This is a genomic window from Paenibacillus sp. FSL H7-0943, assembly GCF_037963265.1.
Lineage (GTDB): Bacteria > Bacillota > Bacilli > Paenibacillales > Paenibacillaceae > Paenibacillus_AQ > Paenibacillus_AQ odorifer.
On the sequence record NZ_CP150148.1, the window covers coordinates 449,610 to 463,916 of the forward strand.

At 43.6% G+C, this 14,307-nt stretch carries 14 protein-coding genes; 11 read left to right on the plus strand and 3 right to left on the minus strand.

Features of this window, described 5'->3' with window-relative positions:
* Positions 1–23: 23 nt before the first annotated feature.
* The 6 genes from nfsA (at position 24) to NSQ55_RS02030 (ending at position 5,095) form a co-directional block, all read left to right on the plus strand.
* The gene (gene nfsA / locus NSQ55_RS02005; RefSeq protein ID WP_076101226.1) at positions 24–776 is read left to right on the plus strand and encodes an oxygen-insensitive NADPH nitroreductase; all 753 of its coding nucleotides are present in this window, start codon (positions 24–26) and stop codon (positions 774–776) included.
* Positions 777–971: 195 nt separating this feature from the next.
* Positions 972–1,880 (plus strand): ABC transporter ATP-binding protein, encoded by a 909-nt coding sequence (locus tag NSQ55_RS02010; protein ID WP_076124631.1) that lies wholly within the window; start codon positions 972–974, stop codon positions 1,878–1,880.
* A 2-nt stretch (positions 1,881–1,882) separates the two neighbouring features.
* On the plus strand, positions 1,883–2,617 hold the full coding sequence (locus tag NSQ55_RS02015; protein WP_036682760.1) for an ABC transporter permease: 735 nt from the start codon (positions 1,883–1,885) through the stop codon (positions 2,615–2,617).
* Between the two features lie 4 nt (positions 2,618–2,621).
* On the plus strand, positions 2,622–3,776 hold the full coding sequence (locus tag NSQ55_RS02020; protein WP_280753312.1) for a sensor histidine kinase: 1,155 nt from the start codon (positions 2,622–2,624) through the stop codon (positions 3,774–3,776).
* Positions 3,773–4,375: a response regulator transcription factor gene (locus tag NSQ55_RS02025; protein WP_036682756.1), complete on the plus strand. Its 603-nt coding sequence runs from the start codon at positions 3,773–3,775 to the stop codon at positions 4,373–4,375. Before NSQ55_RS02020 ends, NSQ55_RS02025 begins: the two co-directional genes overlap by 4 nt.
* A gap of 18 nt (positions 4,376–4,393) precedes the next feature.
* Positions 4,394–5,095 (plus strand): histidine phosphatase family protein, encoded by a 702-nt coding sequence (locus NSQ55_RS02030; RefSeq protein WP_076192717.1) that lies wholly within the window; start codon positions 4,394–4,396, stop codon positions 5,093–5,095.
* A gap of 524 nt (positions 5,096–5,619) precedes the next feature.
* Here NSQ55_RS02030 and infC read toward each other — a convergent pair.
* Positions 5,620–6,138: a translation initiation factor IF-3 gene (gene infC, locus NSQ55_RS02035; protein WP_076185653.1), complete on the minus strand. Its 519-nt coding sequence runs from the start codon at positions 6,136–6,138 to the stop codon at positions 5,620–5,622.
* Between the two features lie 61 nt (positions 6,139–6,199).
* A complete protein-coding gene (locus tag NSQ55_RS02040; RefSeq protein ID WP_076185655.1) occupies positions 6,200–7,105 on the minus strand; it encodes a LysR family transcriptional regulator in 906 nt (301 codons plus the stop codon).
* A gap of 110 nt (positions 7,106–7,215) precedes the next feature.
* Between NSQ55_RS02040 and NSQ55_RS02045 the strand changes: the two genes are divergently transcribed.
* From NSQ55_RS02045 to NSQ55_RS02065, 5 genes are all read left to right on the plus strand, one after another.
* Entirely contained in the window at positions 7,216–7,620 is a 405-nt protein-coding gene (locus NSQ55_RS02045; protein ID WP_076192719.1) for a tautomerase family protein, read from the plus strand.
* A gap of 1 nt (position 7,621) precedes the next feature.
* Positions 7,622–7,951: a carboxymuconolactone decarboxylase family protein gene (locus NSQ55_RS02050; RefSeq protein WP_076124622.1), complete on the plus strand. Its 330-nt coding sequence runs from the start codon at positions 7,622–7,624 to the stop codon at positions 7,949–7,951.
* Between the two features lie 84 nt (positions 7,952–8,035).
* On the plus strand, positions 8,036–9,610 hold the full coding sequence (locus tag NSQ55_RS02055) for a sigma-70 family RNA polymerase sigma factor (protein WP_339170907.1): 1,575 nt from the start codon (positions 8,036–8,038) through the stop codon (positions 9,608–9,610).
* A gap of 265 nt (positions 9,611–9,875) precedes the next feature.
* Complete coding sequence (locus tag NSQ55_RS02060) at positions 9,876–12,266, plus strand: ABC transporter permease (RefSeq protein ID WP_339170909.1); 2,391 nt, start codon at positions 9,876–9,878, stop codon at positions 12,264–12,266.
* Between the two features lie 102 nt (positions 12,267–12,368).
* A complete protein-coding gene (locus NSQ55_RS02065; protein WP_339170911.1) occupies positions 12,369–13,346 on the plus strand; it encodes a phosphotransferase in 978 nt (325 codons plus the stop codon).
* Between the two features lie 47 nt (positions 13,347–13,393).
* Here the strand turns inward: NSQ55_RS02065 and NSQ55_RS02070 are convergent, their stop codons facing one another.
* Positions 13,394–14,287 carry a helix-turn-helix transcriptional regulator gene (locus tag NSQ55_RS02070; RefSeq protein ID WP_339170913.1) on the minus strand — a complete coding sequence of 298 codons (894 nt, stop codon included), beginning with the start codon at positions 14,285–14,287 and terminating at the stop codon, positions 13,394–13,396.
* Between the last annotated feature and the right edge of the window lie 20 nt (positions 14,288–14,307).

Below are 14,307 nucleotides of genomic sequence, written 5' to 3' on the forward strand. Positions count from 1 at the left end.
TCACTATTTAGGGAGTGGCCACAGTGCAAGTAAATAACGATACAATTTCTCTGTTAATGAAACATGCATCTGTCCGCAAGTTTCAGGATAAGCCAGTAAGTGAAGATCAGCTTAGCGCTATTATTGGAGCAGCTCAGATGGCTTCAACCTCAAGCAATGTTCAGGCTTATAGTGTTATTGCAGTTACTGACCCGGCACTAAAGACGGAGCTTGCGGGACTAGCGGGCAATCAGGCTTATATAGAACAATGCCCAGTGTTTTTGGTCTGGTGCGCTGATCTGTATCGGCTGCGCGAGGTGACGAAACCTCATTTGCAGGGAGAGACTTCTTATGAAGATTCTGCTGAGAACCTGATTGTAGCTACCGTTGATGTTGCGCTTGCTGCACAGAATGCTGCAGTGGCTGCGGAATCACTAGGACTTGGAATTGTATATATCGGTGGAATCCGTAACCGGATCGCGGAGGTATCGGAATTGCTGGGACTGCCTGAATTGGTCTATCCGATATTCGGGATGTGTGTAGGTTATCCTGACGGAGCTTCGGGCCTGCGTCCGCGGCTTCCACTAGAGGCTGTTCTGCATCGTAATCGCTACAATGCGGAAACCACTGTGGAGCAGGTCAAAACTTACGATAAAGTCTCCTCAGACTATATGCGTGAGCGGACCCACGGCGCCAAAGACACCCCTTGGTCGGCCATTATGGCGGAGCGATTGGCACAGCCAGCACGGCTGCATATGAAGGAGTTCCTGCTGGAAAAAGGATTCCTCCGGAGATAACTAAACTCTCTTCACCTAAAGAGGCTGCCTTATTAGTAGTTCATTCTACTGATAGGGCAGCCTCTTTTTTTTATTCGAAGCCAGGAAGGTGACAGTTGTCATCTTAAAGAAATGACAGTCCATACTAATGTCATGTCTTCTTTTTCCATATGATTGAAATAGATCAAACGCATTCGGAAGCGGAGGGATTACGTTATGGATAATATTATAGAAATGCACGGGGTCAGCAAAATATATAAGGATAAAAAGGCCGTAGATAATATCAGCTTTAACATTGCTAAAGGTTCGATTACAGCTATTCTGGGACCGAACGGAGCGGGTAAAACAACGGCATTAGGCATGCTGCTGGGGCTAATAGAGCCTACCGAGGGTACAGTGGAGTTGTTCGGTCATCATCCGAAGGATAAAGCAGTACGTGAAAAGACTGGAGCGATGCTGCAGGAGGTAAGTGTAATGGATCGGCTAAAGGTGCGGGAGATCATTGATCTGATCCGCAGCTATTATCCAAAGCCTATGGATATGGAGTTTCTAATTAAGGCTACTGGACTTGCGCCAGCCGATTTGAATAGATACGCCGAGAAGCTCTCGGGCGGTCAAAAGCGTAGTTTGGGCTTTGCGCTAGCCCTCGCGGGTAATCCGGAGCTGATCTTTTTCGATGAACCTACAGTCGGACTTGATATTACTTCCCGGCGGCGGTTCTGGGAAACGGTTCGTGGACTTGCGGAGCAAGGAAAAACGATTGTGTTCACGACCCATTATTTGCAGGAAGCAGAAGATATCGCGGATCGTATTCTATTATTCAGTAAAGGACACTTAGTTGCGGACGGAAGTCCAGATGAGATTAAATCGCGGATTGTGAAGCGTTCCGTGTCCTTCCTGCCTGTGGGTGATCGCTCGCAATTGCGCAGAAACCTGCTAGACCTAGCTGCTATAGAGGATTGTTATGAAAAAGATGGCCGCATTCACGTGACCACAGAGGATACAGATGAGGCGCTTAAAGCGATTTTTGTGGCTGGACTTCCTGTGAAAGATGTTCGAATTGATCAGGGACGTTTGGATGAGGCTTTTGAACAATTGACCATGAACCAAGAGGAGGCTGTCTAACCATGAGACTAATTACTGTACAGTGTAAAGCGGAAATGCTGCGGATCATCCGTAATCCCTATTATGTGTTCTGGTCTTTGCTCATGCCCATCATGTTCTATTTCATCTTCACCCGGGTGGTCAATACAGGTAGCGATGACCTAACGTGGCGTGCTCATTATTTAATGTCTATGGCGACCTTCAGTGTAATGGGCTCAGCCATTATGACGCTTGGCATCCGGTTGGTGCAAGAACGAACACAAGGCTGGACCACCTTTATTCGGATTACACCGCTGCCGGGATCGATCTATTTTTTCGGAAAAATGTTCGGACAGACGATGATGCATCTGTTTTCGGTCATTTGTATTTTTATCGCAGGCTATTTAATCAATGGCGTCTCTTTATCCGCAGGTCAATGGGTGCTTAGCGGGCTGTGGATCCTGATCGGTTCTCTACCATTTTTAGCGATTGGTACGCTTGTAGGTGCTATGAAACGGGTGGATACAGCCAGTGGAGTCAGCAACGTGATTTATATGGCTCTTGCTGTAGCAGGAGGCATGTGGATGCCGATTGAGATACTGCCACGATTAATGCAGCGGATTGGTCATTGGTTGCCTTCCTATAACTATGGGAATGGAGCCTGGGAAATCGTTCGTGGCTCAGCTCCGACGTGGAGTAATGTCTTGATTTTGCTCGGATATTTGGTAGTTTTTATGTTACTATCGGTCTATATTCGAAAAAAACAGGAAGCGGTGTGAATGAATGTCTGAGCGTGCGAAGTTCCGGTTATTTCCACAAAAACAGGGTTTTTTCCCTTTTGTATGGGCTGTTTATCTGGTTATGCCCATCCTGAATTTGCGCGGGGAGACTGGAATGAAGCTCATTCTGGGCGGGATTATGATAGCGGTATTTGCCCTCAGCTATCGCCAGCTGTATTGGGTGCGGGGTGGAGTGTTTAATGTTTGGTTAATTATTCAAATGTTGATCATCGTGGTGCTTAGTGTGTTCTATACCCCCTATAATCTGTACATGGGCTTTTTCACCGCAAATTTTATCGCATATTATACGGAGAATAAAGGGTTCAAAATTGCATTTGCTTCTTTTGTGATCATGATCCTTTCGGTGCTGGTCTTAGTGGGTCGTGGGATGGAGTGGGGAAGTGTGATATTTTTAGCTCCGTTTATTATTATTATGTTGATTAGTCCGTTCGGAGTGAGGTCCATGAATCGGAATCAGAAGCTGGAGAAAGAGCTGGATCGAGCCAATGAGGTGATTAAAGAGCTGGTGAAGCGTGAGGAACGAATGCGAATCGCCCGTGACCTGCATGATACTCTTGGCCATACCTTGTCCTTGATTACGTTAAAGAGCCAACTCGTAGAGAAGCTGGTGACGAAAAATACGGAGCGAGCCCAAGAGGAGGCGCGAGAAATTCAGCGCACTTCACGGGCTGCGCTCCGTCAAGTGCGTGAGCTAGTGTCGGAAATGCGTGCGGTCTCAGTGGCAGAGGAACTGGCTGAAGCTGGAGAGATGCTGCGAACGGCAGAGATCGCCTTAGAAGTGGAAGGGGATATCTCTCTGGAGGGGGTATCCGATCTGACGCAAAATATCCTCAGCCTCTGTATCAAAGAAGCAGTGACTAATATCGTAAAGCATAGTAGAGCGGACAAATGCTTCATAGGAGTGGCAAAGCTGGCTGGAGAAGTGCGAATTACCGTTAAGGATAACGGCATTGGTCTACAGCATGGGGAGAGAGGGAATCGTGGGCTTAGCGATGGAAATGGCATGAAGGGAATGGCAGAGCGTCTATCCCTGATTGATGGCTCCCTGTCGCTAAGCTCAGCTGAGGGTCAGGGAGCTACGCTGATCGTTACCATCCCGCTAATCGTAAAAGATGCACAAGGGGGTGAGACTGCATGATAAGCATTGTTATAGCGGAGGACCAACGTCTGCTTCGGGGAGCGATGGCTTCTTTGCTGGATCTTGAAGACGATATCGAAGTAGTCGGAGAAGCTTGTGATGGGGCGGAGGCGTTAGCTTTAATCGACAAGCTTCAGCCGGATGTCTGTCTCATGGACATTGAAATGCCGTTCAAGAGCGGGCTGGAGGTTGCAGAAATATTGCGGAGTAAGGGTTGTCCGACCCGAATTATTATTTTGACCACCTTTGCCCGTCCAGGGTATTTTGAGCGTGGAGTAAAGGCTGGTATTCAAGGGTATTTGTTGAAGGACGAGCCTGTAGATAAGCTAGCTGAATCTATTCGTCGTGTCATGGCTGGACATCGGGAGGTATCTCCTGAGTTAGTCTTCGGCAGTCTGCGGGAGGAGAATCCATTAACAGCACGGGAGCGCGAGATTTTAAAACTGGCTGGAGAAGGGCAAACCGCGAGCGAGATAGCCTTTTCGCTGCATCTGTCTTATGGCACTGTCCGCAATTACATCTCTGAAATACTCAATAAGCTGGAAGTGAAAAGCCGGATTGAGGCGGTACGGCTGGCGGAAGAAAAAGGCTGGATTTGAGGGGAGGAGGGCATTGTTATGCAAATATTTCTGATTCGTCATGGTGATCCGGACTATTCTATAGATGATCTAACGGAATTCGGGCATCAGGAAGCAGCGGCATTGGGAAAACGCATGGGATCTATCGGACTGGATGAATTATATGCTTCACCATTGGGTAGAGCACAGACAACAGCAAGTTATGTGGCCAAAGAGACGGGACTTGTAATTCAGACAGAACCTTGGACTTGTGAATTGGATTGGACAGGGATTATGTTGGATGGACAACTGGCACCTATATGGGATAGCCCCGGAGAACATATTAGTGAACTATCGAGTGGAAAAAGAGAATGGTCTGATCAAACAGATCATTGGTTAAAACAAGAGGAATACAAATTGCGGTTTAGCGAACTACAAGCGGCTTCAGATCAATTCTTGCTTCGCCACCACTATAAAAGAGAGGATGGCCTATATCGTATCCTCGAGCCTTCTACCAAGAAGATTGGAGTTGTGTGTCATGGTGGCTTTGGCCTTGCATGGCTAGCCCATTTATTGCAGATTCCTTTAGCCTTGGCTTGGTCCGTATTTTGGCTTGCTCCAAGCTCGGTAACGACGATCTTGTTTGAAGAGCGCAGCGAGCACTATGCAGTTCCCAGATGTATTGGATTGGGAGATGTCTCCCACCTCTATGCTGGGGGTATGAACTTTCGCCCAAGGGGATTAATGGGTAATCATGTTTAAGGTGACTGATTAAGAGCGAGCAAGGACATTGTCTATGAAGTGAAAGGCCATCCTGTAGAGGATGGCCTTTTTTAATAATACAAGAAAGTATAAGTTTGGCACGATACATTATCCTTCTATTTCTCGCATAAGCGCTTACCGTTCTTTAGGGACACCGAAGGCGCTTTTGCTTGCATATAAGAATCATGCCCCTTGCCCAGTTCCTGATTTCCACTTGCTATTGTGCTAACGGACTTAGATGCAGCTATTTGTACATTTTAAGCCTTTTGGAGGAAGTTGCGGACTCGAGAGATCTTATTTTCCATAAATGGAGGGAATATCGTGCTATTTTAGTGATATAAAGTCTCTGAAGTCCGTTAGCATCCCAGAACAGCGAAATAGTTACGAATAAGGGCTGTGGTGTCCGAACGCAATTCTGAATTCTGCTCGCAATAAAGCTACATTTGCAGATAGCAGCAGCATTTTCATGAAATGGTCCACTAATTTTGGTTTTGAGCCTAAATTATCTGAAATTAAATCCACTCTCACCGTGGATTTAATTTCACCTGTGAACCTTTGCCGCCTGTCTGGATGCCGGTATCTTTGACTCCGACTTCCTTGAGGTCAGCTACGAGGCGTTCTAGTACCGTCTTTGCGGCAGCAGCTTCCTTCGCACCGGAAGCTTTGACAACTAATTGCACCGGCTTGCCGGAGCGGAGATGCTTCTCAGCCTGACGGAGCTTAGTATCGTAGTCATGCTCTTCAATATGAGCAGTGAAGCGGAGCTCTTTGACCTTCTCCTTGCTGCCGCCCTTTGCAGCTGAGCCCCCACTGGCCTTGCGTGCTGAGGCTGCCTCCTTCTGCGCGGCCGCTTTTGCTTTGCCCTTTGCAGTTAGGCTGCAGGGCGGTGGGCTGCTCATTAGCGAGGTGCATACCAGATCAGCACCTGCTGATCTGGCCATGGCCAGCGCTTCTTCCCGGGAGACGATCCCCAGCTTCTCACCCCTAAGTCCTGTAAGGACTACTTCGGATGCTCTGATTTGTTCATTGATTAATACTGCCACTGCTATGAATCCTCCCCTGATAACGATGATAAAGCTATCATATATGGAACTAGCTTGAGGTTCAAATGTGGAGCGTAGGATTAGCGTTACTAATCCTCTCAATTTCTTTTTTTATGATTTGTAGGATTAGTTTTTTAGATGATGTTGCTAGATATTCTCGGTTGCGCTGCTGTAATATACCCACTTGAATGAACGGCTCGCTTAGTTCAACATCTATTTTTACGATATCTGTCATTAAAGCTGTCGAATCAAGCACTACCCCCACCCCAGGGTTCTTTCTTACAAAATGAGGAATAGCAGAAATTTGGCTTATGGTGGATAAAGTGGGCTTTGATTCGAATCTCGAAAATTGCTTAGCTAACCGAAGGTAATATAAGCAAGTGCGTCCTCCAGCTATAATTGGATATTCAAGAATTTCTCGAAATGAAATCTCGTCTCGTCCGTTTAAAGGATGATTTTCATCTACTATAAAAGCGATTTTCTCGTGATAAAGCGGTTCGAAATAAAAGAAAGACAGGTCGGACGGCTCACCGCAGATGGCGAAATCCAGTTCTCTTTGTAGAACAAGTTGTGAGAGGGAATCAGTGTTACCCTGAATGAAGTTACATGCCATCTTTGTTTTTTGCTCCTGAAACTTTCGCAAGGCGTTCGGTAGGACGGATTCCATCATGGATTCAATGCTTCCGATATGAAGTGTACCAATTTCGTCATGCTGTAAAGCTTTGGTGAGTTCTGTTACATAGTTCCAATGTTGAATAAGGTTATCGATTTCCCCTGCAAAAACTTGCCCAGCACTTGTCAGTTCTACTTCCCAGCCTCTGTGAAAGAGTTGTATGCCCAGTTCTTTTTCAAGTCGTTGAATTTGGTTGGTAATAGTAGACTGTGCATAATTCAACTTCTCTGCAGCGCGTGAGAAAGTGCCTTCTTGAAGAATGGTCTTAAAAGCCATCAGTTCTTTTAGATCCATCGATTGTCACCTCTATCGGTATAATTGATTAAGATTATTATCTTATTCAATTATATAAATCAAAATACTGAGAGTACAATAAAAGAATTCCAAAGAAGGAGTGAATTAAAATGCCATTCATTAGAGTCAGTTATCTGGAGCAACAATACGACATTCATCAGCTAGAAGGAATATGCAGAGCGATTATGAGCGCGTTAATTCAGCATTTCCATGTACCGGAGGATGATATGTTTCAGGTTTTTCATGCGCATAAAGCGGGGGAATTTTTTTATAGTAAAGATTATTTAAATATTGAACGAAGCGACGGACTGATATATATCCAAGTTATGCTAAAATCCGGAAGATCAACGGAACAGAAGAAAAGCTTTTACGCGAGGCTAGCCGAGGAATTATCGATGACGCTAAACATCAGAAAAGAAGATATATTCATTGTGCTCGTCGATACGGAATTCGAAGATTGGTCGTTTGGTAACGGTGTTGCTCAAATGCTACAACCTCCGGTTAGGGAGGTGTAATATGGCGCATCAGAAAATCGTCACAAATGTACGGGAATCGTTAGGGGAGTTCGCTCCGGCATTCGTCGACTACTCGGAAAATGTGTTATTTGGGGACTTATGGAGACGTGAGCAATTATCACTTCGGGATCGTAGCATGATTACGATTTCTGCCTTGGTGATGGGGGGCATGACGGAACAACTCCCCTATCATCTGCACTTGGCTTTAGAGAACGGCTTACAACTTGAAGAAATCGTGGAGGCCATCACCCACCTTTCTTTTTATGTAGGTTGGCCGCGAGCCTCTTCAGCTCTAGAGGTTGCAAAGGATGTAATAGGAAAAAATAAATAACGTCTGACTTTTCAATCCCATCCGTAACCTTTAGGAACTTCATTGGCACTTGTATATAATACGGAAGAAGGGAGCGGAGGACAGATGCTTCAGTATATCGAAGAGGCTAAACAAGGAGACCGACAAGCTTTTGAACAGATTGTTAAGCACTTTACACCGATGGCCAATGCAGTTGCGTTCGAAAAGCTGCGTGACTATCAATTAGCGGAAGATGCTGTGCAGGAAGCTTTCACAGAAGCCTTTTTGCATTTGAATAAATTACGAGCAGTAGAGGCATTCCCGGGCTGGTTTAAAGCTATTGTGGTGCGGCAATGTTATCGCATCTTGCGAAGAAAGCAGCATCCTGCATTACCCTACGATGAAGCTGCGCAAGCGACAGAATCTTCATTTTCTATAGCAGATATTATTGAGAAAAAGGAAACCCAACGGCTGGTTCACGAGTCTATAGCTGCATTAACGTCCAATATGCGGATTGCCGTTCAATTATATTATTTTCAAGGCTACTCACTACAAGAGATTGCTGACTTTCTGGGGACTTCGGTTTCGGTATTGAAGAAGCGACTTTTTGATGCCCGCCGCAAGCTGAAAGGTGCATTGCCTGTGGCAGATGTTCTTTCCGTATTCAACCATTTGTACGAAGGGGGAAAAGCTGTGCTTCACATTGTAAATGGAGATGTAGTGGGAGAGAAGCTGCGGCAAGGAATCGTGAAAGGTGATGTACTAGTGTGGAGAGAGGTATATTCGCATGGGCCGGTATTTTTGGATCCTGCCGATGGAGATAACCGCGCTGTTCGAGCGCAATATTTGGAACAAACGATGGGGATTCCGCAGAGGGAATTTATCGCCAATAGTGAGAGGCAAGAGAAGATTTTAGCTGATTTCCATAAATATGAAGAAGTGGTGTTATGGTTCGAGCATGACCTTTTCGATCAGACGATGCTCAGTTATTTACTCCATTGGTTCTCGAAGCAGAAAATGTTAACCACCAAGCTAAGCTTACTATGCATTGGAGAGTATCCGGGAATAAAGTTATTTCGAGGACTTGGACAACTTTCTATAGAGCAGATGGAAACATTATCAGGCACATGGAAGCTAATCGGAGCCAAAGAATTAGAAGCAGGTCAAGCACTCTGGGAAGCCTATGTATCACCGAATCCAGAATTGCTGCAACAACGATTAACTACAGATACATCGGCTTTACCCTTTGCACATGACGCCTTCCGGGCGCATTTATCGCGCTTTCCTTCTACTACAAACGGACTTGGCATCGTAGAACAAATCACGCTGGAGATGATCCGTGAGGGAATAAAATCACCCTATGAGCTGTTCAAAAATGTGGGTGATAAGCTTAACATCTTAGGAATGGGCGACCTGCAATATTGGCATATCCTAAGAAAGATGGTACAAGGCACGTACCCTTTGCTACAAACCCATGGATGCAATGAGTTCCCTGTTTATAACGATTCAGTAATGCAATTTAAAGACTGTGAGCTTGTATTAACAGAGCTAGGTAAGAGTGTAATAGCTGGAAACGAAGACTGGGTGCAGAAGAATGGCAGCGATGAGTGGTTTGGAGGTGTACATCTGCAAGGATTGACTCCGCGCTGGCGGTGGAATCCGTTGGTCGGTGCGCTTCAGGAGAGAAGTGCCGAGGCGTAATTTATTAATCTAAATGTTTGCTACACAAGGCATATTGAGCATAAAAAGACTTCCACTAACTTGGAGATACTCAAACGCTCCAGAGGGGGAAGGCTTTTTTGTTGTATCCATATATTATATGAATAGTAAATATAGTATATATCATCTATTTAAAGGGTGATTGATCTTTGTTGGAGAATATTATCTATAGAATAAATAGTGAAAGTATTCACTTGATGATGCAAAGGGAGGAATATTCGTTATACGATAGGAGGATGATGTATCAATGTCCATACAGAATAAAACAGCAATGATAAGAATTGCAAAAGCAAATTTAAAAGCGGAAAAAACCAAAAATTACTTTGTGGGCAGTGTGATAGCTTTAGCTGCGTTTTTATTAACTGTTGTAATGACCTTTGGTTATAATTCTTTTACTAACCTACAACATGAGTCGAATTTCCAGGCTTTATTCTATAATCTCAATAACAATGAAATCTCACGATTGAAAGAAATAGAGGGAATTAATAAAATCGGACTCTATAAGGAAATAGGCAGAGAGAAAAAAGAAGAACGCTTATTGTCCATTCTCTACACGGATCAAGCCATGATGGATTTATCAAATGCCAATATCGTTCTGGGGAAGTTCCCTACAAAAGAAAATGAAATTGCAATAGAAAAAGACTTTCAGTTATCCGATGATCGAAGCCTGGGGCTTGGCGATTCTATTTCTTTGCAATTTAGAAACAATGCCAGCAAAGAATTTCAAACCAGCCAATTTGTGATTTCTGGAATTCTGCAAACAACCGCATCAGGTAACGAGAATCGAATCGGCTACAATGCTCTGGTATCAAGCGCGTTCGTTGAGGCAGATCCGTTTCTTTCCAAAGAGGATTACTCCGCGGCAATTAGCATCAACAACAGCAGCAGTTATTCCAACGAGGAACTGAAGTCAAAAATCAAAGAAATAGGGCAGCGAATGGGTATCTCTGAGAGAAATATTCAGATCAATAATGTGAATGTGGACAGTAATAATCTGTCAGGAAGCACTGTGATATCCATCTTGTCTATCATGCTGATCATCGCACTGGCTTGTTGGCTAGTTATCTACAATATCTTTTATATTTCAATTACTAAGCGAATTAAACAATACGGACAACTTAGAGCAATCGGTGCAACAAAAAAGCAGATAAAACAGCTAGTTCTATATGAAGGGAAAAATCTTTCAAGAAAATATATCCCTATTGGAGTTATCTTAGGATGTTTAATGAGCTGGATTTTAAGTGGCTTTCACTGGAATGCAGTTCCAAGTTTTTCACTTGCCTTTTTAGCCGGTTTGCTCACCAAAGTAACAGTTAGAGCTTCATTAAACGCACCATCTAAATTCGCATCAAGAATCTCTCCTATAACGGCGATTAGACATGTAGATGCCGATGTTAATACAAAAAAGGAGAAAAGAAACTCGAAAAGACTCACACCATTTTCTTTAGCTGCATTGAACTTATCAAGAAGCAGGAAAAAGACGGTGTTAACTTTGCTGTCTCTTTTTTTAAGCGGAACGCTATTTGTTTCCTTGGGGACATTATTAAACTCGGTCGATCCAATCTCAAAAGCAGAGAAATATTTTCCGAATCATGGTCGGTTTGATATTCAAATTAATAATGAGTTGTATTCTGAAACAACCTCATTAAGTGATCTTCAGACGGAAGGGCAACTATCTACTTCTTTAAAAAATAAAATCCTAGCTATAAATGAAGTTGAGGACGTAATCGAACATCAGTATATTGAAGCTGCTATCGAAGGAATAAAAACGGATGACGGGGCCGCGATAGTCAGTATTGAGAATATCCCTACGTTAAACAACGAAAGATGGAGTAGTCATTTGGCTGAGGGGAAGATCCCAGATGTTGATTCGTCGGATGCATCCTACATACTCCTTAACAGCGCCAGTAGTGACTTAGATTATTACGGGGCTCATTACGCTGTCGGTGATCATATTTCATTCATAATTGCTAATGATCAGGAGAAGGCCAAACATGATTTTGAGATCATTGGAGATATTACGGATAAGAATTCAGGAACTTCATTTTATCTTCCACCCAAAGTAATGCAAACTGTAGCCCCTTTTAATAGCAATAAGAGCTACGAAGTTATTACTATGGATAAATCGAATGAAGAGTCAATAAAGAGTGAGTTAGAGGGTGTGATTCTCAATGAGGATACACTCAAATTATTGTCTTTTTCCGAAGTTGTGGAATCCAATAGAATTGCTTTTAGAACTATCACTATTTCAGTGTATAGTTTTATGGTTTTTATAGCAGTATTCAGTATGATCAATCTCTTGAACACCATAATCACCACTATTTCTGCAAGAAAAGGGGAGCTAGGCCTTATGCAAGCCATAGGAATGAGCCGAAAACAATTAATGGCTATGTTAACCTATGAAACAGGATTTTTAGTGGTTGGAAGCTTTACGATGGCTCTTTTTACGGGCAATCTAATGGGATACATGATAAGTAAGAGTGCAGGGAATATGGGGGGGCTTTCCTACATTCAATACCAATTCCCTTGGAGTGCTATTTTCCTGTATTTCTTGGTTATTTTACTTGTCCAGACTGGTATGGTTCAGTTTGTTAGACGATCAATATCGAAGCAGAGCTTTATAGAGCAATTAAATTAACGATGCGGAAAGTTTAGCTATATTTAATAAATCCCTCGCCTTTATACGGGCCAAACGTGAAAATAAATAGTGAGTAGTAATTAACGTTGAAGGGTGATTTATATGCTGAAACTGCCGGTGTATCATTCCGTAATTTCTTCCCATGCCATAGTACCCGTAATTAATGATCTTTATGAAATCGGGGATGTTTTGGAGTGTAGTTTTTATGAGAACGGACTTAATGATACCTATTTACTAAAGACCTCTATTGATAAATACATTCTTAGGATCTATAAAGCTCATTGGCGAAATAAACATGAGATTGATTTTGAAGTGGAGTTATTGAATCACTTAAATAAGAAGAATATCCCGGTATCGGCTCCGGTAATCAGCAGGGATGGTGGTTACCTAATTGAGCTGGAGGCTCCTGAAGGAACACGTTACGCAGTTCTGTTTACTTTTGCAAAAGGCAATTATTCCGATGAAAAAGCTAGCTGTGAATTATACGGTGAACAAGTGGCTAAGATGCATCTGGCTATGGATGATTTCGAATGTGGGCAGCAAAGATTTACGCTTAATCTGGATCATCTGCTTCAAGAACCGCTTCAATCGATTCGCAAGCCTTTATCCCACAGGCAAGAGGATATCGATTATCTAGAATCTTTGTCGGAAGTATTGGCAAATAGCATAGCTGAAATCTCATCAGAGCTGGATTGGGGGGCATGTCATGGTGATCTTCATGGAGCGAACGTACATTTCTACGAGGATACCCTGACTCATTTCGACTTTGATTGCGGAGGTTTTGGCTGGAGGGCCTATGATGTTTCCGTGTTTTTGTGGTCAAGGGTTAGAGGGAAAGAACGAGAGCATTTTGACAATGAACAATGGACTGTTTTCCTGAACTCATACCAAAAGCATAAAGTATTATCTGAGAACGATTTAAAGGCAATCCCTATATTTGTTGCTATCCGGGAGATATGGTTGATGGGTCTGCACACAGGGAACGCACAGGTTTGGAGTTGTGGGTGGCAAAACGATCATTACTTCAATACTAATCTGCAATTCCTACGTAATTGGTGTGAAGTTCATTCTATCCGATAGACAATACCCAAACAAGAAGCCACTCCATATTTAGGGGTGGCTTTACTTCAGTCATTATTCATAAACGTCTTATGATAAGCGTTACGATATTGGGTGGGTGTCATGTTTTCGTATTTTCGGAAGAGGCGCATGAAATATTTATCGTCGGTGAATCCCGTCTCTGTCGCGATGTCCCTCACGCTTAATGCGGTTCTGGTTAGTAGCTCCTTCGCTTTAGTCACACGTACTGAATGGATATATTCTAATGGCCCCATGGAGGTATGCTGTTTAAATAGCCGAGCTAGATAGTCCTTGTTGTAATTGAATTTATCCGCGATGATGGCCACGGTAAGCGGTTCGCTTGCATGTATCCTTGTCCACTCAGCTATTTTGACGAAGGTGACATCTTGCTGTGCGCGGATCAGCTTACTGGCGAACGGCTGAAGTGCATGCTCAGACAGCTCAATTAAAAGCGAGGTCAGCAAATAATTAACGCTGGAATAGGTTAAATACCCCGAGTTGGCCACATGAAGGATTTGATTCGCCAGAATATGAATCCGGTCACTATGTTCGATTTTTATGATTTGGGGCAGATATAGATCATGTACGGACCATAAGCGCTGTGTGCGCGAAAAGATTTCTTCTGCCTCAGGCTTCATTTCCTCCTCACTCAGTAATAACCCCTCGGTTGTCAGTTCGAAATGAAACCAATAAAACTTAACCCCGGGTCGTGACTCTCTATAGCCGACATGTGTGCGATTAGGCATGAGCAGAAAAGCTTCGTCAGGACCTACTTCAAATTGTTTGTTCTCCTCACTCAAATATACCGTTTCGTTCACGCCAATGATTAGTTCGTAGTTCCTCATAACACGCTCCACATGCTTCCATGGTGTTTCTGAGATAAATTCACCTGCCGCTGTAAAATGAACAGGTACATCTGCATTTATTTTTAAGTAGGTCATGCGGTCCTCCTAGCAATCAA

Excerpts from the sequence above, each read along its gene's own strand:
- NSQ55_RS02015 (WP_036682760.1), top strand. The coding sequence starts at position 1,883 with ATGAGACTAATTACTGTACAGTGTAAAGCGGAAATGCTGCGGATCATC.
- NSQ55_RS02020 (WP_280753312.1), top strand. The coding sequence starts at position 2,622 with ATGTCTGAGCGTGCGAAGTTCCGGTTATTTCCACAAAAACAGGGTTTT.
- NSQ55_RS02065 (WP_339170911.1), top strand. The coding sequence starts at position 12,369 with ATGCTGAAACTGCCGGTGTATCATTCCGTAATTTCTTCCCATGCCATA.
- NSQ55_RS02030 (WP_076192717.1), top strand. The coding sequence starts at position 4,394 with ATGCAAATATTTCTGATTCGTCATGGTGATCCGGACTATTCTATAGAT.
- NSQ55_RS02050 (WP_076124622.1), top strand. The coding sequence starts at position 7,622 with ATGGCGCATCAGAAAATCGTCACAAATGTACGGGAATCGTTAGGGGAG.
- NSQ55_RS02025 (WP_036682756.1), top strand. The coding sequence starts at position 3,773 with ATGATAAGCATTGTTATAGCGGAGGACCAACGTCTGCTTCGGGGAGCG.
- NSQ55_RS02045 (WP_076192719.1), top strand. The coding sequence starts at position 7,216 with ATGCCATTCATTAGAGTCAGTTATCTGGAGCAACAATACGACATTCAT.
- NSQ55_RS02060 (WP_339170909.1), top strand. The coding sequence starts at position 9,876 with ATGTCCATACAGAATAAAACAGCAATGATAAGAATTGCAAAAGCAAAT.
- NSQ55_RS02070 (WP_339170913.1), bottom strand. The coding sequence starts at position 14,287 with ATGACCTACTTAAAAATAAATGCAGATGTACCTGTTCATTTTACAGCG.
- NSQ55_RS02010 (WP_076124631.1), top strand. The coding sequence starts at position 972 with ATGGATAATATTATAGAAATGCACGGGGTCAGCAAAATATATAAGGAT.
- NSQ55_RS02040 (WP_076185655.1), bottom strand. The coding sequence starts at position 7,105 with ATGGATCTAAAAGAACTGATGGCTTTTAAGACCATTCTTCAAGAAGGC.
- NSQ55_RS02055 (WP_339170907.1), top strand. The coding sequence starts at position 8,036 with ATGCTTCAGTATATCGAAGAGGCTAAACAAGGAGACCGACAAGCTTTT.